18 protein-coding genes and 2 riboswitches are annotated in these 21645 nt (G+C 66.8%); of the genes, 10 read left to right on the top strand and 8 right to left on the bottom strand.

The annotated features are described in order from the left end of the window. The first annotated feature begins 5 nt into the window (after positions 1–5). The 5 genes from AC2T4A_RS01190 (at position 6) to AC2T4A_RS01210 (ending at position 3806) form a co-directional block, all read left to right on the top strand. Positions 6–713, top strand: a complete 708-nt coding sequence (locus AC2T4A_RS01190) for an ABC transporter ATP-binding protein (protein WP_486742577.1) — start codon at positions 6–8, stop codon at positions 711–713. 2 nt (positions 714–715) lie between these two features. Beyond that, the gene (locus tag AC2T4A_RS01195; protein WP_416746337.1) at positions 716–1981 is read left to right on the top strand and encodes an ABC transporter permease; all 1266 of its coding nucleotides are present in this window, start codon (positions 716–718) and stop codon (positions 1979–1981) included. Positions 1982–2019: 38 nt separating this feature from the next. Further along, complete coding sequence (locus AC2T4A_RS01200) at positions 2020–2538, top strand: DUF3299 domain-containing protein (RefSeq protein ID WP_478378473.1); 519 nt, start codon at positions 2020–2022, stop codon at positions 2536–2538. A 134-nt stretch (positions 2539–2672) separates the two neighbouring features. Then, positions 2673–3392 (top strand): OmpW family outer membrane protein, encoded by a 720-nt coding sequence (locus AC2T4A_RS01205; protein WP_478378472.1) that lies wholly within the window; start codon positions 2673–2675, stop codon positions 3390–3392. 57 nt (positions 3393–3449) lie between these two features. Next, complete coding sequence (locus tag AC2T4A_RS01210) at positions 3450–3806, top strand: SirB2 family protein (protein ID WP_486742578.1); 357 nt, start codon at positions 3450–3452, stop codon at positions 3804–3806. Here AC2T4A_RS01210 and AC2T4A_RS01215 read toward each other — a convergent pair. From AC2T4A_RS01215 to AC2T4A_RS01230, 4 genes are all read right to left on the bottom strand, one after another. Next, positions 3787–4734, bottom strand: a complete 948-nt coding sequence (locus AC2T4A_RS01215) for an NAD-dependent epimerase/dehydratase family protein (protein ID WP_478378470.1) — start codon at positions 4732–4734, stop codon at positions 3787–3789. The genes AC2T4A_RS01210 and AC2T4A_RS01215 overlap by 20 nt on opposite strands. Then, positions 4727–5611: a sugar nucleotide-binding protein gene (locus AC2T4A_RS01220; RefSeq protein ID WP_416746347.1), complete on the bottom strand. Its 885-nt coding sequence runs from the start codon at positions 5609–5611 to the stop codon at positions 4727–4729. The genes AC2T4A_RS01215 and AC2T4A_RS01220 overlap by 8 nt, the downstream gene beginning before the upstream one ends. A 139-nt stretch (positions 5612–5750) precedes the next feature. Next, entirely contained in the window at positions 5751–6314 is a 564-nt protein-coding gene (locus tag AC2T4A_RS01225) for a DUF934 domain-containing protein (protein ID WP_486742579.1), read from the bottom strand. Next, a complete protein-coding gene (locus AC2T4A_RS01230; RefSeq protein WP_486742580.1) occupies positions 6311–7975 on the bottom strand; it encodes a nitrite/sulfite reductase in 1665 nt (554 codons plus the stop codon). The genes AC2T4A_RS01225 and AC2T4A_RS01230 overlap by 4 nt, the downstream gene beginning before the upstream one ends. 345 nt (positions 7976–8320) lie before the next feature. Between AC2T4A_RS01230 and ccoG the strand changes: the two genes are divergently transcribed. From ccoG to AC2T4A_RS01245, 3 genes are all read left to right on the top strand, one after another. Then, positions 8321–9730, top strand: coding sequence for a cytochrome c oxidase accessory protein CcoG (gene ccoG, locus AC2T4A_RS01235; protein ID WP_486742582.1), 1410 nt, complete (start codon positions 8321–8323; stop codon positions 9728–9730). A gap of 86 nt (positions 9731–9816) precedes the next feature. Further along, a complete protein-coding gene (gene mapR / locus AC2T4A_RS01240) occupies positions 9817–11232 on the top strand; it encodes a GntR family transcriptional regulator MpaR (RefSeq protein ID WP_416746469.1) in 1416 nt (471 codons plus the stop codon). Between the two features lie 456 nt (positions 11233–11688). Further along, the gene (locus AC2T4A_RS01245) at positions 11689–13470 is read left to right on the top strand and encodes an ATP-binding response regulator (RefSeq protein WP_416746355.1); all 1782 of its coding nucleotides are present in this window, start codon (positions 11689–11691) and stop codon (positions 13468–13470) included. A 225-nt stretch (positions 13471–13695) separates the two neighbouring features. Here the strand turns inward: AC2T4A_RS01245 and cobM are convergent, their stop codons facing one another. From cobM to AC2T4A_RS01265, 4 genes are all read right to left on the bottom strand, one after another. Continuing rightward, positions 13696–14442 carry a precorrin-4 C(11)-methyltransferase gene (gene cobM, locus AC2T4A_RS01250; protein ID WP_478378466.1) on the bottom strand — a complete coding sequence of 249 codons (747 nt, stop codon included), beginning with the start codon at positions 14440–14442 and terminating at the stop codon, positions 13696–13698. Next, a complete protein-coding gene (locus tag AC2T4A_RS01255; RefSeq protein WP_416746358.1) occupies positions 14439–14855 on the bottom strand; it encodes a cobalamin biosynthesis protein in 417 nt (138 codons plus the stop codon). Before AC2T4A_RS01255 ends, cobM begins: the two co-directional genes overlap by 4 nt. A gap of 70 nt (positions 14856–14925) precedes the next feature. Continuing rightward, the gene (locus AC2T4A_RS01260; RefSeq protein ID WP_416746360.1) at positions 14926–15636 is read right to left on the bottom strand and encodes a CbtA family protein; all 711 of its coding nucleotides are present in this window, start codon (positions 15634–15636) and stop codon (positions 14926–14928) included. Between the two features lie 93 nt (positions 15637–15729). After that, positions 15730–15915 carry a CbtB domain-containing protein gene (locus AC2T4A_RS01265; protein ID WP_017521869.1) on the bottom strand — a complete coding sequence of 62 codons (186 nt, stop codon included), beginning with the start codon at positions 15913–15915 and terminating at the stop codon, positions 15730–15732. A gap of 105 nt (positions 15916–16020) precedes the next feature. Further along, positions 16021–16230, bottom strand: a riboswitch (cobalamin riboswitch). A 60-nt stretch (positions 16231–16290) separates the two neighbouring features. Then, a riboswitch (cobalamin riboswitch) is annotated at positions 16291–16485 on the top strand. A 235-nt stretch (positions 16486–16720) separates the two neighbouring features. Here AC2T4A_RS01265 and cobW point away from each other — a divergent pair. Continuing rightward, positions 16721–17773, top strand: coding sequence for a cobalamin biosynthesis protein CobW (gene cobW / locus AC2T4A_RS01270; protein ID WP_478378464.1), 1053 nt, complete (start codon positions 16721–16723; stop codon positions 17771–17773). Positions 17774–17869: 96 nt separating this feature from the next. Continuing rightward, positions 17870–21601 carry a cobaltochelatase subunit CobN gene (gene cobN / locus AC2T4A_RS01275; RefSeq protein ID WP_486742583.1) on the top strand — a complete coding sequence of 1244 codons (3732 nt, stop codon included), beginning with the start codon at positions 17870–17872 and terminating at the stop codon, positions 21599–21601. Positions 21602–21645 lie beyond the last annotated feature (44 nt).

Consider the following 21645-nt stretch of genomic DNA (forward strand, 5'->3'; position numbering starts at 1 on the left):
CTGAAATGACCGCACTGCTCGAACTCGACAACCTCGGTTTCGCCTGGCCCGGCCAGGCGGAGCTGCTGGACATCCCCGCCTTCTCGCTGGCCTGCGGCGAAACCCTGTTCCTCAAGGGCCCGTCCGGCAGCGGCAAGACCACCCTGCTCGGCCTGCTCGGCGGCGTACAGCGCCCGCAGCGCGGCAGCGTGAAGCTGCTGGGCGAAGATATCGGCCAGATGAAGTCGGCGCGCCGCGATCACTTTCGCGTCGACCACACCGGCTACATCTTCCAGCAGTTCAACCTGCTGCCATTCCTCTCGGTGCGGGAGAACGTCGAGCTGCCCTGTCATTTCTCCCACAGCCGCGCCGAGCGGGCGACCCTGCGCCACGGCAGCGTGGCCAAGGCGGCGCAAACGCTGCTCAAGCACCTGGGCCTGGGCGACCCCGAACTGATCGAGCGCCGCGCCGACAGCCTGTCGATCGGCCAGCAGCAGCGTGTCGCCGCTGCCCGCGCGCTGATCGGCCAGCCGGAGCTGGTGATCGCCGACGAGCCCACTTCGGCGCTCGACGCCGATGCCCGCGCAGCCTTCCTCCAGTTGCTGTTCGCCGAATGCCACGAGGCTGGTGCCAGCCTGCTGTTCGTCAGCCACGACCAGAGCCTGGCAGCGCTGTTCGACCGCAGCGTTTCCCTCGCCGACCTCAACCGCGCCGCCCGCGCTCCGGGAATCTGAGCATGTACCTGTTGCGTCTGGCGCTCGCCAGCCTGTCCAACCGCCGCTTCACCGCGCTGCTGACCATCTTCGCCATCGCCCTCTCCGCTTGCCTGCTGCTGGCGGTGGAGCGCGTACGCACCGAGGCCAAGGCCAGTTTCGCCAGCACCATTTCCGGCACCGACCTGATCGTCGGCGCCCGCTCCGGTTCGGTGAACCTGCTGCTCTACTCGGTGTTCCGCATCGGCAACGCCACCAACAACATCCGCTGGGAAAGCTACGAGACGGTGACCCACAGCCCGCTGGTGAAGTGGGCGATCCCGATTTCCCTGGGCGATTCGCACCGCGGCTACCGTGTCATGGGTACCGACACCGGCTACTTCGAGCACTACCGGTTCGGCCGCGGGCAGACGCTGGAACTCGCCGAGGGCCGACCGTTCGGCCAGGACCTGTTCGACGTGGTACTCGGCGCGGAAGTCGCCCAGGCGCTGCACTACAAGCTTGGCGACAAGATTGTCCTGGCCCACGGCGTCAGCACCATCAGCCTGGTGCAGCACGACGACAAGCCGTTCACCGTGGTCGGCATCCTCAAGCGCACCGGCACGCCGGTGGACCGCACCCTGCACATCTCACTGCAGGGCATGGAGGCACTGCACGTCGACTGGAAGAACGGTGTCCCGGCTCGCGGCGCCGACCGCGTCAGCGAAGACCAGGCGCGCACCATGGACCTGCAGCCCAAGGCCATCACCGCCTTCCTGCTGGGCCTGAAGAGCAAGGTGGCGACCTTCACCCTGCAGCGGCAGATCAACGAATACGACGGCGAGCCGCTGATGGCGATCCTGCCGGGGGTGGCGCTGCAGGAGCTGTGGGGGCTGATGGGCACGGCGGAAAAGGCGCTGTTCGTGGTCTCGCTGTTCGTCGTACTGACCGGCCTGATCGGCATGCTCACGGCGATCCTCACCAGCCTCAACGAACGCCGCCGCGAGATGGCCATCCTGCGCTCAGTGGGTGCGCGCCCCTGGCACATCTTCAGCCTGCTGGTGGCGGAAGCCTTCGCCCTGGCGCTGGCCGGCGTGGCGCTGGGCGTGGGGCTGCTCTACGCGGGCATCGCCGGCAGCCAGGGCTATGTACAGGCGAACTACGGTATCTTCCTGCCACTGGCGCTGCCCACCGCCTATGAATGGTCGCTGCTGGGCGGCATACTCCTGGCCGCGCTGCTGATCGGCTGTGTGCCGGCGTGGCGTGCCTATCGGCAATCGCTGGCTGATGGCCTGTCGATCCGCCTCTGAGCCATCCCGTGCAAACCATCCCCGTACAGAGAAGCCCCATGCGCCGCCTGCTGTTCCTGCTGCTGCTCGCCATCAGCGCCACCGTCTGGGCGGCGCCGCGCGAGTTGACCTGGCCCGAGCTGATCCCCGAGGGCGCACCGCCGCCCCCGCCGCCGGTTCCGCTGCACGATATGTCCAAGCTTTCCGATGTACTCAATTCGGAGAGTGGCCCGGCGGTGAAGCAGCAGATACCCAACGCACCCGTGGTACAGCAACTGGATGGCCAGGAAGTGAAGATGCCGGGCTACATCGTGCCGCTGGAGGTGGAGGAAGACGGCCAGACCGTTCGCGACTTCCTGCTGGTGCCCTATTACGGCGCCTGCATCCATGTACCGGCGCCACCGTCCAACCAGATCGTCTATGTTCGAGGCGGCAAGGGCGTAAAAGTCGACGAGCTTTACCAACCCTTCTGGATCATCGGCAAGATGAGCGTGAAGGCGATGGAAAGCGACCTCGCCGAGGCCGGCTACCAGATGCAGGCCAGCAGCATCGAACCCTACGAGTACACCGGCCAGTAAGGTGCGGCGCTTCGCCGCATGCCTTGACCCTCTACGGTCTGGGGTCTTTATTGAGCCAAGTCAAAAGTGCGCTTTTAGCGCTGTCTACTATTCTGGGCACCAACACTTATACCAAAGAGATATTGGAGCTCATCATGCGTAAGTCCTGGCTCACCACCTCGCTTCTCTCACTTGCCGTCGCAGCGCCGATCGCAGCCCAGGCCGCCGACATTCGCGGCCACCAGGCTGGCGATTTCCTGGTCCGCGGCGGTTTCGCCACCGTGGCGCCCAATGACAGCAGCTCCGACATCAAACTCGATGGCGGCAAGGTCAGCGGCACCAAGGCTACCGTCGACAGCGACACCCAGCTGGGCCTGACTTTCGCCTACCTGCTCACCGACAAGATCGGTATCGAGCTGGTCGCCGCCACCCCGTTCAACCACCAGGTTGACGTGAAGGGCCTGAACCGCGCCACCGGCCTGACCGGCCTGGACGGCAAACTGGCCGACATCAAGCAGCTGCCGCCGACCGTGCTGCTGCAGTACTACCCCATGGGTGGTACCAACTCTGCCTTCCAGCCTTACGGCGGCCTGGGCATCAACTACACCACCTTCTTCGACGAAGACCTGGCCAGCAACCGCAAGGACCAGGGCTTCAGCAACCTGAAGCTGCAGGATTCCTGGGGCCTGGCCGCCGAACTGGGCATGGACTACATGCTCAACGAGCATGCCTTCGTCAACGCCGCGGTCTGGTACATGGACATCGACACCAAGGCCAGCGTCGACGGTCCGTCCGCACTGGGCGTGCAGAAAACCAAGGTCGATGTTGATGTCGACCCCTGGGTTTACATGGTCGGTTTCGGCTACCGTTTCTGACGGAGCAAACATGAAAAAGGCGCCCAAGGGCGCCTTTTTCACTTTCAGGGAACCGGTATGTACCTCGAACTCAAAGCACTGCACGTCAGCCTGGCGATCATCAGCACCCTGCTCTTTCTCCTGCGCCTGGGCCTGAGCTGGTGGGGCAAGCACCCCTCAGGCTGGCAGCGCGGGCTGCCCCATCTGATCGACACCCTGCTGCTGCTCAGCGCCCTGGGCCTGGTGCACCTGGCGATGCCCTGGCCGCTGCCGGTATGGCTGCAGGTGAAGATCGGCCTGCTGGTGCTCTACATCGTGCTGGCGGCCTTCGCCCTGCGCAGCGCCACGAAGCCGGCGAAGGCCGTGCTCAGCGTGCTGGCTCTGGGTTCGCTCGCCGGAGTCTTCTTCCTGGCGGTCAACAAACCCTGGTGGTGATCAGCTGGGCCAGGCCTTCGGCCAGCGGCGTCGGCTCATCCAGGCGATAACGTGCCAGCAGGCGGCGGTTATCCGCGCGGGAGTGGCGGATGTCACCGTGGCGCGCTGGCTGGTAGGTGATCTCCGGCAGCCCGCCAGTGAGCTTGCCGATCTCGGCCAGCAACTGGTTGAGGCTGGTGGACTGGTCGAGGCCGACGTTGATTGCCGACTCGGCCACGTCGGTGGCCAGCAGCGCGGTCATCAGCAGTTTCACCAGGTCACCGACATAGATGAAGTCGCGAGTCTGCTCGCCATCGCCGAACACGGTAATGGGCAGCCCCTGCTCGGCGCGCCGGGCGAAAATGCTGATCACCCCGGAATAGGGCGAGGAAGGGTCCTGGCGCGGGCCATAGACGTTGAAGAAGCGGAAGATCGCCGGCTCCAGCGCGTGCTCGCGGCGATAGAAATCCAGGTAGTACTCGCTGGCCAGCTTGTCCGAGGCATAGGGCGTCAGCGGCGCCTTGACCACATCCTCGTCGATGGCGGTGCCTTCGCCATTCTGCCCGTAGACCGCCGCGCTGGAAGCGAACAGCACCCGGTGGATGCCTTCCTGGCGCATGGCCTCGCACAGGTTCAGGGTACCGATGAAGTTGGCGCGGTGGGTCCCGACCGGGTCTTCCACCGAAGCCTGCACCGAGGCGATGGCCGCCAGGTGCACGACGCCCTGGCAACCGCTCACCGCGCCACGCAGCGCGGCTTCGTCAGCGACGTCGCCGACGATCAGCTCGACGCGGCTGTCGAGGTTCTCGCGCTTGCCGGTGGACAGGTCGTCCAGCACACGCACGGCAAAGCCCTGCGCCAGCAGCGCGTCCGCCAGATGGGAACCGATGAACCCCGCGCCGCCGGTGATGAGAATGGGTTGCGCGGAGGGAATGAGACGATCAGACATGGCGGTAGTAACGGTCCAGCAGGGCGGGCAGGCCGGCACGCCAGGCGCGCGGCTTGATACCGAAGGTATGGAGGATCTTCTTGCAGGCGAGCACCGCGTGCTGCGGTTCATCGCCGGCATCCGGGCGCGCGGCGTGGGCCTGCGGACTCGGTTCCTGGACGGCCAGGGTATGGAAGGCGCGAGCCTCGCCGAGCACCACCTGGCCCAGGGACAGGGTGGTGGTGGCTTCCAGGCCGCCGTAGTGGTAGGTGCCCCACAGCGGCGACTGGCAGTCGAGTTGCTTGAGTACCGAGAGGATTACCCGGGCGGCGTCGTCGACCGGGGTCGGGTTGCCACGACGGTCGTCGGCGAGGAACAGCACCTGCTCCTTCTCGGCTCGCTCGAGGAAGCGCCCGAGCACGCCGTCGGCGCTGTCGTCCAGCAACCAGCCGAAGCGCAACAGCACGTGGCGCGGGCAGGTCGCCCGCACCCACTGCTCCATGCGCCAGAGCGCCTGGCCGCGCGGGCCCAGCGGCAGCGGCTCGTCCTTCTCGCTGTAGGCGGTGGCGCGGGCGCCATCGAACACGCGGTAGCTGGAGGGCTGGATCAGCAGTATCTCGTGGTGCTGGCAGAGTTCGGACAGGCGCTCCACCGCGCGTTCCTGGCTGGCCAGGCGGGCGTCATCGACGCCTTCGGCCTGGAACCAGTCGTAGTAATAGGCGAGGTTGATCACCGCGTCGGGGCGGGTCTCGTCCAACAGGACGGTGAGGCTGGAAGCGTCCCAGCCCTGTTCGGGCGGCCGGGGGGCGAGGAAGCCGATGTCTTCCTCGGCACCAAGGCGGATCAGCGCCTGTCCAAGGGCATTACCGCCACCCAACAGCATCAGGCGCATGCGCATATTATGGGGGTCACTCGAATCCGTGGGTTACCCCGGTGCGCGCGGCGCCGGGGATGATGCCCGCATTTTTCCTGCCCCCCGGCACAGCGTCAAGCTTGGCCGACCCGCTGCAGCCTTGGCCGTGCGCGATAGCGACGCCCTAGGAGCGTCGCCGGAACAACGGGCGCGGCTCGATGACCGAGCGCCCATAGAGCACGCTGAGCCCCGCGAGCCCCTTCAGGGCGTCCTCCACGGACTTGTCCTCGCGCACGGCGAAGGCATCGAAACCGCACTGGCGCAGGTGCGCCAGCTGGTCGCGCAGCACGTCGCCCACCGCGCGCAGCTCGCCGCGCCAGCCCAGGCGACTGCGCAGCAGGTAGGCCAGGCTGTAGCCGCGCCCGTCGCGGAAGCTGGGGAAATCGATGGCGATCAGCGCCAGCTCCTTCAGATGCCAGATCAGGTCCTCGGGATCGTCCTCCGGCGCCAGCCACACCCCGTGAGGCTGTAGGAGCGAGCTTGCTCGCGAACCGCTCAACGCGGTTGCTTCCTGGGGATTCTGTTCGCGAGCAAGCTCGCTCCTACAGGCGCCCCGCTCCAGCCAGGCCTTGAGCGGCAGGATGATTCTGCCCTCGGGCAACTCCTCCGGCACTTCGCGCAGCAAGGTCCAGGGATCATTCGGCGCCAGCTCGGCCACACCGTCACGCAAGCGAATCAGATTCTTCATGCCGGCACCTCCGCCTGGCGATAGACCCGCGCCTTGAACGGCTCCAGGCCGATACGTTCGACCGTCTCGACGAAGCGCTCGCCGGCGCCACGCTGCTCCACGTAGGTCTGTACCAGCGACTCGATCACGTCCGGCACCTCGGCGGCGCTGAACGACGGGCCGATCACCTTGCCCAGCGCGCTTTTCACGCCCTGCGCGCCACCGAGGGTGATCTGGTACCACTCGCTGCCGTTCTTATCGACACCGAGGATGCCGATGTTGCCGATATGGTGGTGGCCGCAGGCGTTCATGCAGCCGGAGATGTTCAGGCTGAGGTCGCCCAGGTCGTGCAGGTAGTCCAGGTCCTCGAAGCGTTGCTGGATGCCCTGGGCGATGGGGATCGACTTGGCGTTGGCCAGCGCGCAGAAATCGCCGCCGGGGCAGGCGATGATGTCGGTCAGCAGGCCCTGGTTCGGCGTGCCCAGGCCTGCCGCGCAGGCTTCCTGCCAGAGCGCGTGGAGATCGGCCTTGCGTACGTCCGGCAGCACCAGGTTCTGTTCGTGGGCGACGCGGATTTCGCCGAAGCCGAAGCGCTCGGCCCAGTCGGCCACCTGCTCCATCTGCTCGGCCGTCGCATCCCCCGGCGGCGCCTCGGCTCCCGGCTTGGTGGAGAGCACCACGCTGGCATAGCCCTGTACGCGGTGCGGGCGCACGTTGCGCGACACCCAGCGGGCGAATGCCGCGTCGTTGGCCAACGCCGTGCCGTAAGCGAGATCGTCAGAAGGTGCGTAGACCGGCGGATCGAATGCCGCCGCCACACGCTCGTATTCATCGAGTGTGAGTTGCGCCTCGCCATCGCGCAGATGCTGCCACTCCTCCTCGACCTCGCGGGAGAACGCCTCGATACCCAGCGCCTTCACCAGGATCTTGATCCGCGCCTTGTACTTGTTGTCGCGCCGCCCGTGGCGGTTGTACACGCGCAGGATGGCCTCGACGTAGGACAGCAGGTGCCACCACGGCAGGTCGTCGCGGATCACCTGGCCGAGCATCGGCGTGCGCCCCAGCCCGCCGCCGACCAGCACCTTCAGCCGCAGTTCGCCATCTTCGGCGCATCGCAGGTAGAGGCCGATGTCGTGCATCATCACCGCCGCGCGGTCTTCCTCGGCGGCGCAGAGGGCGATCTTGAACTTGCGCGGCAGGAAGAGGAATTCGGGGTTCACCGTCGACCACTGGCGGAGGATTTCCGCCAGCGGGCGCGGGTCGAGGAACTCGTCGGCGGCAACTCCGGCAAAAGCCTCGGTGGTGATGTTGCGCACACAGTTGCCGGAGGTCTGGATGGCATGCATCTCGACATCGGCGAGACGCTCGAGAATGTCCGGCACGCGCGCCAACTCCACCCAGTTGAACTGGATATTCTGCCGCGTGGTGAAGTGGCCATAGCCGCGGTCGTGCTCACGGGCAATCCACGCCAGCGTGCGCATCTGCTCGCTGGACAGGGTGCCGTAGGGAATCGCCACCCGCAGCATGTAGGCGTGCTTCTGCAGGTACAGGCCGTTCTGCAGGCGCAGCGGGAGGAATTCCTCTTCGCTCAGCTCATCGCTCAGGCGCCGCTGCACCTGGTCACGGAACTGCGCCACCCGTTCGCGCACCAGGGCGCGGTCGTAATCATCGTATCGGTACATCGCCAGGCCACCTTCGGGTCGTTGCGTGGCGGCCTGCTTCTGTCGTCGGGCGCGCCACGTTGCGGTTGACCGAATAGTGGCCGGCGCCTGCTGTGCAAAACAGCGGCAGATCGCGCGGGAAAAACCGGATCAGATGCGCCCCGCGCCTGTCCCGACGGGCCTGCGACCGGTTGCCGCAACAGGCCCGATCAGCCGTCCCATCGTGCAGTACGCCAGGCCCGTGGTGCTGCGGCGCGGAGCGATTTTCGCCATCTGATATGGTTTTTTCCGGCGAACCTGAATCTGTTTCGGGTGCAGACCGATTCGTACAGTCGCGGCGCCTCTTCTGCCTGATGGGCCACGACAATGAGCGAAAGAATCCCCGCGAAGGTCATCGAGATCGACGCACCGCAACGCTTCACCCCGCCGCCAAAACCGCTGTCGGCAGTCACCCCGACGGTCTACACCAAGCGCTTCGCCGGGCGTTTCCGCGATCTCCGCCGTCTCGGTGGTGCGCTGCTGTTCCTGCTGTTCTTCGGCACCTTGTGGCTACAGTGGAACGGCCGCCAGGCGGTGCTCTGGGACCTGCCCGAGCGCAAGTTCTACATCTTTGGCGCGACCTTCTGGCCGCAGGATTTCATCCTGCTTTCGGCGATCCTGATCATCGCCGCCTTCGGCCTGTTCTTCATCACGGTGTTCGCCGGCCGCGTCTGGTGCGGCTATACCTGCCCGCAGAGCGTGTGGACCTGGATCTTCATGTGGGCCGAGCAGGTCACCGAGGGTGACCGCAACCAGCGCATCAAGCGAGACCAGGGCCCGGTGAGTGCCGAAAAAGTCCTGCGCAAGAGCGCCAAGCACGGACTGTGGCTGCTGATCAGTCTGGTCACGGCGATCACCTTCATCGGCTATTTCACCCCAGTGCGGCCGCTGGTGATGGACCTGCTCACCTTCAAGCTCGACCTGGAAAGCACCTTCTGGGTCGCCTTCTTCGCTGCCGCCACCTACGCCAACGCCGGCTGGCTGCGCGAGCAGGTGTGCATCCACATGTGCCCGTACTCGCGCTTCCAGAGCGTGATGTTCGACAAGGACACCCTGATCATTTCCTACGACGCGGCGCGCGGTGAATCCCGCGGCGCGCGCAAGAAGGACGCCGATCCCAAGGCTCTGGGCCTGGGCGACTGCATCGACTGCCACCAGTGCGTGCAGGTCTGCCCCACTGGCATCGACATCCGCGACGGCCTGCAGATCGCCTGCATCGGCTGCGCCGCCTGCATCGACGCCTGCGACTCGGTGATGGACAAGATGGGCTACAACCGCGGCCTGGTGCGCTACACCTCCGAACGCGCGCTGGAAGGCGGCAAGACCCACCTGCTGCGCCCGCGCCTGATCGGCTACGCGGCGGTGCTGCTGGCGATGATCGGCGCCTTCGTCTGGGCGCTGGAAGCCCGCCCGCTGATCAACCTCGACGTCGCCCGCGACCGTGGCCTGTTCCGCGAGAACGCTGCCGGCGAGATCGAGAACATCTACAACCTCAAGCTGATCAACAAGACCCAGCAGCCGCAGCATTACCAGCTGACCCTCGCCGATGGCGCTGGCTACCGCCTGCAGGGCGTGCCCGAGCTGATGCTGCAACCGGGCGAGATCCGCGACTTCGCCGTCTCGGTGGCCAGTGAGGCGCAGAGCAGCGCCGGGGGTTCGGTGCCGCTGCACTTCCGCGTCAGCGACGGTAACGAAGCCATCGACGCCGCCAGCACCTTCGTCTCGCCGAGGCGCTGAGCATGGCCAGGGAGCTTGGCGTGACCTCGGCGCAGCGCCTAGAGTGGGCGGATTCTTCCGCCCCTCAGGCCACCGTGCAGGACAAGATGAAGCGCTACGAGAAGTTCGCCGACGAGATTGCCGGCCTGATCCGCAGCGGCGTGCTCGCCCCCGGTCAGAAGGTCCCCTCGGTGCGCCACGCCAGCCGCACCTACGGGGTCAGTGCTTCGACAGTGTTCCAGGCCTATTACCTGCTGGAAGATCGCGGGCTGATCGTCGCCCGCGCGCGCTCGGGCTACTTCGTCCGCGAGCATGTGCAGCGCGCCCTGGCCGAACCGGAGATCGCCCGCCACGACGCGCAGACCACCGAAGTGGACGTCAGCGAGCTGGTGTTCTCGGTGCTCAGTTCGATCAAGGACCCGGACACCGTGCCCTTCGGCTCGGCCTTCCCGGCGCCGGAGCTCTTCCCCCTGCCGCGCCTGGCGCGTTCCATGGCCCACGCCGTGCGTGACATGGACCCGCGCTCGGTAGTCGCCGACCTCGCTCCCGGCAGCCACGCGCTGCGCCGGCAGATCGCCCTGCGCTACATGGTCGGCGGCATGCCGCTGCCGGTGGAAGAACTGGTGGTCACCAATGGCGCCCTGGAAGCGCTCAACCTGTGCCTGCAGGTAGTCACCCAGCCGGGCGACCTGGTCGCCATCGAAGCGCCGGCCTTCTACGCCAGCCTGCAGGTACTGGAGCGCTTGAAGCTCAAGGCCGTGGAAATCCCCGTGCACCCGCGCGAAGGCATCGACCTCGACGTACTCGCCGACAGCCTGGCGCGTCTACCGATCAAGGCCTGCTGGTTCATGAGCAACTTCCAGAACCCGCTGGGCGCCAGTATGAGCGAGGACAAGAAGCGTGCCCTCGCCGCCCTGCTGGCCAAGCACCAGGTGCCGCTGATCGAGGACGACGTCTACGCCGAACTGTACTTCGCTGCCCAGGCGCCGAAGCCGGTGAAGGCGTTCGACAGCGAAGGGCTGGTGATGCACTGCAGCTCCTTCTCCAAGAGCCTGGCGCCAGGCTACCGGGTCGGCTGGGTGGCCGGCGGGCGCTACGCCGAGCAGATCGAGCGGCTCAAGCTGATGACCAGCCTGTCAGCCTCCGTGCCGGCCCAGGCAGCCATTGCCGACTACCTGCAGCACGGCGGCTACGACCGCCATCTGCGCAAGTTGCGTCACGCGCTGGAAAGCCAGCAGCACGCGATGCTCGCCGCCGTGGCCCGGCACTTCCCCGCCGCCACGCGCGTCACCCGGCCCAGCGGCGGCTACTTCCTCTGGCTGGAACTGCCCGAGCACATCGACGCGCTCAAGCTGTTCCAGCTCGCCCACGCCCAAGGTATCAGCCTCGCCCCTGGGCCGATCTTTTCCGCGACGCGGCGTTTCGGCCACTGTCTGCGCCTGAACTACGGCCATCCCTGGACGACAGCCAGCGAGCAGGCGATGGAGACCCTAGGGCGGATCATTCACTCGCTGCAGGGCTGAAGGCTTCTGCTGTCAGACTGATCCGCACATTCGGAAACGATCTGTACCTGTGCGGCGCTTTGTCGCAGGCATTACCCTGACAGGCAGGAAACCCGGACGAGGGAAGCTGCCATGGAAGCGGAAGGCCTGATGATCCTGCTCACAGTGAGCGCCGCGCTCGGCGTGCACCTGTGGGTGCGCTGGTACCTGCGTCGCGGCATGGCGCCGCGCTCAGACGAGTGGCTCGCCTGAGCTGCTTTTTTGTAGGAGCGAGCTTGCTCGCGAAACGCCCAGCATCGATGCCGCCGGAAACCCTGTTCGCGAGCAAGCTCGCTCCTACGAAGAGCATCAACTGCATCGCGCTCGGCGCGTACTCGCGGATGCACGGGAATCAGTGGCTGCCCTGAAACACTGGGCGCAGCCGGCGGTGATTGCTATACAGGCAAGGCCGACTGATCACTTTCCACGGATGGCCCGATGAACCTCTGGCAACGCGACCTTAGCCACTCCCCCTACGCCGAGCCGGTGCGCGCCGAGCAGTTCGACGTGCTGCGGCGCAACTCGCCCTTCTCCATCATCGCCGCCTACCTGGTCGCCGGACTCACCACCTGGGTGCTCAACGGCGCGCTGCCGCTGGAATCGCTGCTGGCCTGGTTCGCCGCGCAGACCCTGCTGGGCGGTGCCCGCCTGTGGCTGCTGCGGCGCTACGACCAACTGCGCGACAGCGGCGCCGGCCCCCGGCGCAGCTGGCTGGTCCTGGTGATGATCACCACCGGCCTCTCGGGCCTGCTCTGGGGCCTGCCCGCCGCCTACTGGATGACCGTGCTGCCTCCCTCGATGCAGATGTACGTGGTGGTCGTTCTGCTGGGCTTGGGCACCGGTGTGATGAATGCCTACAGCATCGTCCTGCCGCTGTTCTACCTGTTCATCGTGCCGGCCTTCACCCTGCCCTTCGCCAGCCTGCTGGTGCTGCTGCCGGACGTCCTGAGCAAGACCCTTGGCGCGGCGGCACTGGTCTACGCCTTCACCATCTGCGCCTTCGCCTATCGCTTCCACGCGACCTTGGTGGACTCGCTGCTGCTGCGTTTCGAGAACATCGAACTGCTGCAGAGACTGAGCATCGAGAAGGAAGCTGCCGAACGCAGCGACCAGGCCAAGACCCGATTCCTCGCCAGCGCCAGCCACGACCTGCGCCAGCCCACCTACGCGCTCGGCCTGTACCTGGGCGCCCTGCAGAAGCAGGCGCTGGACGATGCCAGCCGCAACCTTGTCGAGCACATCTCCCGCGCCCTGGCGGCGCAGGGTTCGCTGTTCGATGCGCTGCTGAATATCTCGCGGCTGGATGCCGGCATCGTCCAACCCAACCTGCAGGCCTTCTCCCTCGCCGAGTTGATCGAGCGCATCGCCGGAGACTGCCGTGTACAGGCGACCGACAAGGGCCTGAGCCTGCGCGTACGGTCCGGCGCGCCTTTCGTGAAGTCCGACCCGGCGCTGATCGAACGCATCCTGCGAAATCTGGTGGAGAACGCCATCCGCTACACCGAGCAGGGCGGCGTGCTGATCGGCTGGCGCCGCCGCGGCCGTCAGGTACGCGTGGAGGTCTGGGATAGCGGCCCGGGAATTCCCGAGCGCGAACAGCAGAAGGTGTTCTGGGAGTTCCACCAGTTGGACAACCCCGAGCGCGATCGCAGCAAGGGCCTCGGCCTCGGGCTGGCCATCGTCCAGCGCACCGCGCGGCTGCTCGACCATCCGCTGGCGCTGCATTCGCGCGAAGGGCACGGCAGCGCCTTCATGATCAGCCTGCCGCGCGCCACCGCCGTGCAGCCGCGCCAACCGGAAATCCTGCCGCTGCGCACGGTGGCGGGCAGCGACAAGCTGATCTACCTGATCGAAGACGATGCGGAAAACCGCGAAGGGCTGCGCCTGCTGTTCCAGAGCTGGGAATACCGGCACGTTATCGTTGCCGATGTCGCCGATCTGCTGGCCGACGCGACGACCGCCGCGCACAAGCCAGACCTGATCATCAGCGACTACCGCCTGCGCGACCACCAGACCGGCATCGACGCCATCACCCGCCTGCACGAGCATTACGATGACGACTGGATAGCCGCCGTGCTGGTCACCGGCGACACCGACCCGCAGTTGCTCGCCCAGGCCTCCGCCCATGGCTGGCCGCTGCTGCACAAGCCGCTGGCCGCGGAGCAGTTGAAGGCGATGATCGACGAGCAGCTTAGCGAACTCGAAGCGCTGGACGATTGAACCCAAGGGTACCTGTAGGAGCGAGCTTGCTCGCTCCTACGAAATGCAACGCGCCGACTTGTGCGTGGCCTGGTGTCGAATGGCGAGCCTGGCCCCGCGTTGGAGCGGACTTCGTCCGCGATGGGTTGGCCGGGCTCCCTGGCGCGCCGGAGCAACGTCAGCGCGATCGCGGACAGAGTCCGCTCCTATGCTAGGCCTCGCCCAGCAGTAACCTCTGGAAAAGCATCACGGCCGATACAGATGCGCGTGCCCCGCGCTGTACAGCGACGAATCGGCAAATCCCTCCGCCCCCAGCACCTTGCCCACCAGGATCAGCGCCGTGCGCCGGAAGCCCTTGGCTTCGGCCTTGGCCAGGATGTCGCCGAGGGTGCCGGTGACCTGGTCCTGATCCGGCCAGCTGGCGCGGTGGATCACCGCGATCGGGCAATCGGCGCCGTAGTGCGGCAGCAGTTCGGCGACGATGTTCGGCAACTGTCCCACGCCGAGATGAATCGCCAGGGTCGCACGGTGCTGCGCCAGCTCGGCAAGGGATTCACCTTCGGGCATGCGCGTCTTGTGGGCGTAACGGGTAAGGATCAGCGTCTGCGAGATATCCGGCAGGGTCAGCTCGCAACCCAGGATCGCCGCGCAGGCAGAGGTGGCGGTTACGCCAGGAACGATCTCATAGGGAATGCCCAGCGCACGCAGGTGGCGAATCTGCTCACCGATGGCGCCGTACAGCGACGGGTCGCCGGAGTGCACTCGGGCAACATCCTTGCCTTCGCCATGGGCCTGGGCCAGCAGTGCGACGATCTCGTCCAGGTGCAGTTCGGCGGTATTCACCACGCGTTCGGCGCTGTGCCCTTCCAGCACCGCCGGCGGTACCAGCGAGCCTGCGTAGAGGATCACCGGACAGGAACGGATCAGCCGCTGGCCCTTGACCGTGATGAGTTCAGGGTCGCCGGGGCCGGCACCGATGAAATGGACCGTCATGGCTGCTCCTGTATGAGTTCGACGGGGATGAAAGCCAGCGCGCAGGTGGCTTGATCGCTGCGCCGTTTGCCCACCAGCAGGCGTGCCGGCGCACCGCTTTGCGCCTCGGCCTGTAGCAATGCCGCCGCCTCGGCTACGCTGGCGCTCCCGGTGGCGGCGCGCACGGTTTCGGAGGGCTCGCCCAGGCGCTTCTCGCATGTCGCGAGCTGTTGCGGCGTGAACAGTGCCAGCGGCAGGTCGAGCGCGGTGGCCAGCGCGACAAGCCCGTCTTCGTCGGCCTTCAGCGTGGCGCTGGCCAGCGCGGTGAGGTTCGACTCGTCGAGTCCGACTTCCGCCAGCGTTTCGCGCAGCAACTCGCGCAGTTCATCGAGCGAGCAGCCACGGCGGCAACCCAGGCCGGCAACCAGCGTCATTCTCTATCTCCAGAAAACAAAACCCCGCAGGCGGCCGAGCCGGCTGCGGGGGTCGAGCATAACGCGTGGATCAGGCCGACGGCGCGAAGCGACGGAACAGCCAGGCCGCGACCAGGCCCAGGGCTGCCCAGAACACCGCGTTGGTGACCAGCGAGGCGACGATGAACTCATGGGCGAGGCTTTCCGGCGCGAGGCTGGAATGCACTTCCGGCTGCGGCGCGCCGATCACATGCGGTACCACCAGCAGTGCGGCACCGACGATCTTCAGTGCCCAGTTGCGGCCGAACACCAGCAGCGCGAGGCCGGCGGCGGTGGCGGCGGCCGTGCCGATCCACCAGGTCTGCCGCAGGTTCAGGTCGGCGGCGGCGGTGCCGGGGACTTCCGGCGGCAGGCCCAGAGATGGAGCCAGGGTGAACACGGCGAAACCGGCCAGGCCCCAGAGCAGGCCTTCGGAGGTCTTGCCCGGCTCGCGCAGGGTGAACAGGCCGGCCAGCATCAGGGCGAAGCCCACCGCGACCACCAGGTTGCCGCCGGTGGTGGAGAGGATGCGCTGCCAGCCGTCTTCCGGTTCCCAGGCTTGCGCGTCATGGTGGTGGCCAGCGGCAGCACCCTCGGCATGCTCATGAGCGTGCTCCTCGACCAGCGCGGCGGCCGGCTCGGATTTCTCATAGGTTTCCGCCTTGAGGATCAGCGGGGATACCCACAGCAACTGGACCACGGTGAGTACCAGCGCCGCGATCAGACCGGCGAAACCGGCGGTCTGGGCGATACGTTTGATCATTGCAATTCTCCAGGCGAGACGAGGCCTCGAACGCTGCGAACGCGCGACCGGGAGTGCCTCGAATTCGCTGCGCTTACGCGCAGGCGGTGCACATCAGTGGCAGGGGAAACCAGCGCTGTGGCGGGTGTCGTGCGCGGCGTTGTGCACCGCTTCCAGATGCGAGAAGCCGGCGAAATACACCAGCAGCGCGCCCAGCAGGCTGGCGCCAACGGCCAGGCTGATGCGCTTGGAAAGGGGGATGGAAGTGCTCGACGCGTGCGTCAGGGTGCTGCTGGACATGAACGTTCCCTCTGAAGATCAAAGTAAGAGAACGCAGAGGTTGAACGCATTCGAACGCGCCGGAAGGACGCGCCACGGCCTGCGCCCGCCCACCGCGGGTTTGCCAAAAAACGAAAGCTCCAGGCCGGTCTCCGGGCTTGCGACGTTGGCTCGTGGCCAAGCGGGTCAGTCTTCCCATGCGTGCGCACAGTGACTACTGATGACCCTACGATCGCCTACCGTTGCGGGGGCAGCGCCGGACTGGTCCTTGCGGACGCACCGGCTTCCCGTTTCACCTCGCGCGCGGCGCGAGACACCTGAAACCGCGCTAGCTGACCACGGCAGCCGGCAGGCGTCAACCGATCCCCGGCGATTGACCGCCCCGTCTACGCTGCGTAGCCTTCCTCCCTTCGAGGTTCTCCGGCGCTGGCCGGAGCTAAGAGGGAACGTGGAAATCTTCGGATGCGCCACGGCTGCCCCCGCAACTGTGAACAGCCTGTCTCTTCATGCGCCACTGCCGATTCGGGCGGGAAGGCGAAGAGATAACCAAGGGCTGTGAGCCAGGAGACCTGCCTCGTCACCGGTTTTCGATCTGCTGCGCGTCGGCCATGCTGCGTTGGAGGATCGCCGTGGACTGCTCATTGACTACAGTCAACTCTGCATCCCCGGCGATCCTCCGCCTAGCCTGGCTCTAGCTCGCGAGATCCGGAACCGGTTCGTTATCAACAGACAACCGGGCGGGGTGATCCGGTGGCGACCTTCGTTGCGCGGCGAACCCGCGCGCGCGCCCTTCATCCGCCTTCCAACTTCCGCTTGCGAGGCGCGCATGAAAACCCTGGCCAAACTCCCCGTCACCATCGTCACCGGCTTCCTCGGTGCCGGTAAGACCACCCTGCTCCGCCACATGCTCGACAATGCCGAAGGCCGCCGCATCGCGGTGATCGTCAACGAATTCGGCGAGCTGGGCATCGACGGCGAAATCCTCAAGCAGTGCTCCATTGGCTGCAGCGAAGAAGAAGCGGTCGGCCGCGTCTTCGAACTGGCCAACGGCTGCCTGTGCTGCACCGTGCAGGAAGAATTCTTCCCGGTGATGCGCGAGCTGGTGGCGCGCCGCGGCGACCTCGACCAGATACTCATCGAAACTTCCGGCCTGGCCCTGCCCAAGCCGCTGGTGCAGGCCTTCCAATGGCCGGAAATCCGCAACGCCTGCACCGTGGATGCGGTGATCACCGTGGTCGACAGCCCGGCCGTGGCCGCCGGCACCTTCGCCGCCCACCCCGAGCAGGTGGACGAGCAGCGCAAGCAGGACCCGAACCTGGATCACGAATCGCCGCTGCACGAACTCTTCGAAGACCAGCTCGCCAGCGCCGACCTGGTGGTACTGAACAAGGCCGACCTGCTCGACGCCGACGCGCTGGCCCGCGTACGCGCCGAAGTCGCGGAAGAACTGCCGCCGGCGGTGAAGATCGTCGAAGCCAATTCCGGCCAGCTGCCGCTCTCCGTGCTGCTGGGTCTGAATGCCGAAGCCGAGCTGCACATCGACAGCCGCCCGACGCATCACGACCACGAGGGCCATGAAGATCATGACCACGACGAGTTCGACTCCTTCCATGTCGACCTCCCGGAAGTGGAAGAGCGCGCCCTGCTGGATGCCCTGAACGCGCTGGTCGAGCGCCACGCCGTGCTGCGCATCAAGGGCTTCGTCGCCATCCCCGGCAAACCCATGCGCCTGCTGGTGCAAGGTGTCGGCAAGCGCTTTGACAAGCACTTCGACCGCGCCTGGCGCAGCGATGAAACCCGCGGCACGCGCCTGGTGGTGATCGGCCAGGAACTGGACCAGGCCGCCATCGCCAACGAGCTGCGTACCGCCCTCTCCTGATCGTGTAGGAGCGAGCTTGCTCGCGAACCAACCTCGCAGCGGGGCAATGTTCGCGAGCAAGCTCGCTCCTACGAAGAGCCACCATCGAGCAAACCCATGCACCTGCTGCGCACCCAACCCGGCGGCTTCGTCCCCGACGACGGCATCGCCGACCTGGCCCAGACGCCCGCCGACCTGGTGATTCTTTGCAGCGGCGACTCGCACCTGGCGCTGCTCGCCGAGGCCGCCCGCGAACTGCCGGAGGATTACCCGAGCCTGCGCCTGGCCAACCCCATGCAGTTGCAGAACCACGCCTCGGTGGACCTCTACGTCGACGAGGTGCTGCAACATGCCAAGGTCATCCTGATTTCCGTGCACGGTGGTGTCGGTTACTGGCGCTACGGCATGGAGCAGTTGGTGGCGCTGGCCGAGCGCGGCGTCACGCTGATCGCGGTACCCGGCGACGACAAACCCGACCCCGAACTGGCCGCGCTGTGCAGCGTTGCGTCGCACGACGCAGAGCGCCTCTGGCAGTACCTGCGCCAGGGCGGCATGGACAACGCCCGGCAATTCTTCGCCTGCCTCGCCAACCGTCACCTGCAACGCGATTACGCCTGGAGCGAGCCACAAACCCTGCCGCGCGTGTCGGTCTATCACCCGCAAGTGGGCAGTTGCGACCTCGCCCGCTGGCAGGCCGACTGGCATCCCGAGTCCCCGGTGGCCGCCTTGCTGTTCTATCGCACGCACCTGCAAGCGGCGAACACCGGCTTTATCGACACCTTCTGCGAACGCCTGCAGGCCCAGGGCATCAACCCGCTGCCCATCGCCGTGGCCAGCCTCAAGGAAGCCGCGTGCCTGGCGACGGTAGAAGGCCTGCTCGATAGCGCCGACGCCGAGTTGATCATCAACACCACCGGCTTCGCCCAGTCGAACCCGGAAGCGCCACAGGAACGCCCTTTCAGACGCGACGTGCCGGTGCTGCAGGCCATCTGCTCGCTGGATAACCTCGATCTCTGGCGCGCCAACCCGCAGGGCCTCGGCCCGCGCGACCTGGCCATGCACATCGCGCTGCCGGAGCTGGACGGCCGCCTCATCACCCGGCCGATCAGCTTCAAGGGCCTGGCCTGGCGCAGCGAGCGCAGCCAGAGCGACGTGGTCTGCTACCTGCCGCACCTGCCAGGCATGGACTTCGTCGCCGAGCTGGCGCGGCGCTGGATGCTGCTGGCGCGCAAGGCCAATGCCGACAAGCGCGTGGCGCTGATCCTGGCCAACTATCCAACCCGCGATGGCCGCATCGGCAACGGCGTCGGCCTCGACACGCCGGCCGCCGCATTGAACATCCTGAGCGCGCTGGAGGCTCAGGGTTATCCGGTCGCCGGTTTGCCCGATTCCGGCACGGCGCTGATCCAGCAACTGCTCGGCGGCGTCAGCAACGACCTCGACAGCCTCGACCTGCGCCCCTGCGCGCAGAGCCTGGCGCTGGACGACTACCTCGCCTGCTTCGCGCGCCTGCCCGCGGCCAACCAGCAAGCCGTGCGCGAGCGCTGGGGCGAGCCGCAACAGGACCCGATGTTCCGCAGCGGCCGGATGATGGTCGCTGGCCTGCGCTTCGGCCTGGGCTTTGTCGGCATCCAGCCGGCGCGCGGCTACCAGCTCGACGCGGCGGCGATCTACCACGACCCGTCACTGGTGCCGCCCCACGGCTACCTCGCCTTCTACTTCTGGCTGCGCGAAGTGTTCGGCGCCGATGCTGTGATCCACGTCGGCAAGCACGGCAACCTGGAATGGCTGCCGGGCAAGGGCGTCGGGCTCTCGGAAGAGTGCTGGCCGGACGCGATCCTCGGTCCGCTCCCCAACCTCTACCCCTTCATCGTCAACGATCCCGGCGAAGGCGCACAGGCCAAGCGCCGCGCGCAAGCCGTGATCATCGACCACCTGATGCCGCCGCTGACCCGCGCGGAAAACTACGGCCCGCTGCGTGACCTTGAACGGCTGGCCGACGAGTACTACGACGCCTCCCTGCTCGACCCGCGCCGCGCCAGCGAGCTGCGTGGCGACATCCTCACGCTGGTGCGCGAGACCGCGCTGGACCGCGAGCTGGGCCTGCAACTGAGCGACGACCCGGAAAGCTGGCTGCCGCAGTTGGACGCCTACCTCTGCGACCTCAAGGAATCGCAGATTCGCGACGGTCTGCATGTGTTCGGCGAATCGCCCGTGGGCGAGTTGCGCCGCGACACGCTGCTGTCGCTGGTGCGCATTCCGCGCGGCGACGGACGCGGCGGCAACGCCAGCCTGTTGCGCGCACTGAGCGAGGATTTGCAGCTGGGTCGCGACCCGCTGGACGAAGCTTTCGCCGAGCCGTGGGAAGGTCCGCGCCCTGACTTGTTGACCGCCGTCAGCGACGAAACCTGGCGCAGCAACGGTGACACCCGCGAGCGCCTGGAGCTGTTCGCCCTGCGCCTGATCGACGGCTCGGTCAGCGCGCCCGGCAGCGCCAGCGCGGCGGTCCTCGCGCAGTTGCAGCAGCAGATCGCACCGACCCTGGACGCCTGCGGCGCCAGCGAAATCGGCCACCTGCTCGCCGGCCTCGACGGCCGCTTCGTGCCGCCCGGCCCCAGCGGCGCACCCAGTCGCGGGCGGGTCGATGTGCTGCCCACCGGGCGCAACTTCTTCACCGTGGACGTGCGCAACCTGCCCACGCCCACCGCCTTCCGCCTGGGCTTCCAGTCCGCCAGTCGCCTGCTCGAACGCCACCTGCAGGACCATGGCGACCACCTGCGCCAGCTCGGCCTGTCGGTGTGGGGCACGGCAACCATGCGTACCGGCGGCGACGACATCGCCCAGGCCCTCGCGCTGCTCGGCGTGCGTCCGGTGTGGCAGGCCGGCAGCCAGCGCGTGGAGGATTTCGAGATCCTGCCGATCAGCCTGCTCGACCGCCCGCGCGTCGACGTGACGCTACGGGTCTCGGGCTTCTTCCGCGATGCCTTCGCCAACCTGATCCGCCTGTTCGACGCCGCCGTGCAGGCCGTCGCTGCGCTGGACGAGCCGGATGATCTGAACCCGCTGGCGGCTCGCGTGCGAGCTGATCAATCTCGCCTGCTAAGCGAAGGTCTGGATTTCGACGAAGCTCGCCGACAGGCCGGCTGGCGCATCTTCGGCGCACAGCCCGGCGCATACGGTGCCGGCGTGCAGGGCGTAATCGAATCGCGCCAGTGGGACAGTCGCGCCGACCTCGCCGAGGCCTACCTGAACTGGGGCGGCTACGCCTACGGTGCCGGCGACGACGGCACACCGGCGCGCGAGCGCTTCGCCCAGCGCCTGTCCGGCCTGCAGGCGGTGCTGCACAACCAGGACAACCGCGAGCACGACATCCTCGACTCCAACGACTACTACCAGTTCCAGGGCGGCATGCTCGCCGCCGCCGAGGTCATCCAGGGCCAGGCACTGGCCAGCTACCACGGCGACCACAGCCAGCCGGACAACCCGCGCATCCGCACCCTGAAGGAAGAACTCGGCCGCGTGGTGCGCGCGCGCGCGGTGAACCCGAAATGGGTCGCCGGCATGAAGCGCCACGGCTACAAGGGTGCCTTCGAACTGGCCGCGACGGTGGACTACCTGTTCGCCTTCGACGCCACCAGCGAGCTGGTCGACGACCACCAGTACCGCCTGCTGGCCGACGCCTACCTGCTGGACGACGACACCCGCGAATTCATCCGCCAGCACAACCCCGAAGCCCTGCGCGACATTGCCGAACGCCTGGTGGAAGCGCAGCAGCGCGGGTTGTGGGAAGAGCCAGGGGAATACCGCGAGATGCTGGAGAACCTGCTGGTGGATAGCGAGGAGCAGTGAGGAATTTCCAGCTTTTGTAGGAGCGGACTCCGTCCGCGATGGTA

This window comes from Pseudomonas sp. PVC-3-1, assembly GCF_057444315.1.

Excerpts from the sequence above, each read along its gene's own strand:
- AC2T4A_RS01190 (WP_486742577.1), top strand. The coding sequence starts at position 6 with ATGACCGCACTGCTCGAACTCGACAACCTCGGTTTCGCCTGGCCCGGC.
- AC2T4A_RS01195 (WP_416746337.1), top strand. The coding sequence starts at position 716 with ATGTACCTGTTGCGTCTGGCGCTCGCCAGCCTGTCCAACCGCCGCTTC.
- AC2T4A_RS01200 (WP_478378473.1), top strand. The coding sequence starts at position 2,020 with ATGCGCCGCCTGCTGTTCCTGCTGCTGCTCGCCATCAGCGCCACCGTC.
- AC2T4A_RS01205 (WP_478378472.1), top strand. The coding sequence starts at position 2,673 with ATGCGTAAGTCCTGGCTCACCACCTCGCTTCTCTCACTTGCCGTCGCA.
- AC2T4A_RS01210 (WP_486742578.1), top strand. The coding sequence starts at position 3,450 with ATGTACCTCGAACTCAAAGCACTGCACGTCAGCCTGGCGATCATCAGC.
- AC2T4A_RS01215 (WP_478378470.1), bottom strand. The coding sequence starts at position 4,734 with ATGTCTGATCGTCTCATTCCCTCCGCGCAACCCATTCTCATCACCGGC.
- AC2T4A_RS01220 (WP_416746347.1), bottom strand. The coding sequence starts at position 5,611 with ATGCGCATGCGCCTGATGCTGTTGGGTGGCGGTAATGCCCTTGGACAG.
- AC2T4A_RS01225 (WP_486742579.1), bottom strand. The coding sequence starts at position 6,314 with ATGAAGAATCTGATTCGCTTGCGTGACGGTGTGGCCGAGCTGGCGCCG.
- AC2T4A_RS01230 (WP_486742580.1), bottom strand. The coding sequence starts at position 7,975 with ATGTACCGATACGATGATTACGACCGCGCCCTGGTGCGCGAACGGGTG.
- ccoG (WP_486742582.1), top strand. The coding sequence starts at position 8,321 with ATGAGCGAAAGAATCCCCGCGAAGGTCATCGAGATCGACGCACCGCAA.
- mapR (WP_416746469.1), top strand. The coding sequence starts at position 9,817 with ATGAAGCGCTACGAGAAGTTCGCCGACGAGATTGCCGGCCTGATCCGC.
- AC2T4A_RS01245 (WP_416746355.1), top strand. The coding sequence starts at position 11,689 with ATGAACCTCTGGCAACGCGACCTTAGCCACTCCCCCTACGCCGAGCCG.
- cobM (WP_478378466.1), bottom strand. The coding sequence starts at position 14,442 with ATGACGGTCCATTTCATCGGTGCCGGCCCCGGCGACCCTGAACTCATC.
- AC2T4A_RS01255 (WP_416746358.1), bottom strand. The coding sequence starts at position 14,855 with ATGACGCTGGTTGCCGGCCTGGGTTGCCGCCGTGGCTGCTCGCTCGAT.
- AC2T4A_RS01260 (WP_416746360.1), bottom strand. The coding sequence starts at position 15,636 with ATGATCAAACGTATCGCCCAGACCGCCGGTTTCGCCGGTCTGATCGCG.
- AC2T4A_RS01265 (WP_017521869.1), bottom strand. The coding sequence starts at position 15,915 with ATGTCCAGCAGCACCCTGACGCACGCGTCGAGCACTTCCATCCCCCTT.
- cobW (WP_478378464.1), top strand. The coding sequence starts at position 16,721 with ATGAAAACCCTGGCCAAACTCCCCGTCACCATCGTCACCGGCTTCCTC.
- cobN (WP_486742583.1), top strand. The coding sequence starts at position 17,870 with ATGCACCTGCTGCGCACCCAACCCGGCGGCTTCGTCCCCGACGACGGC.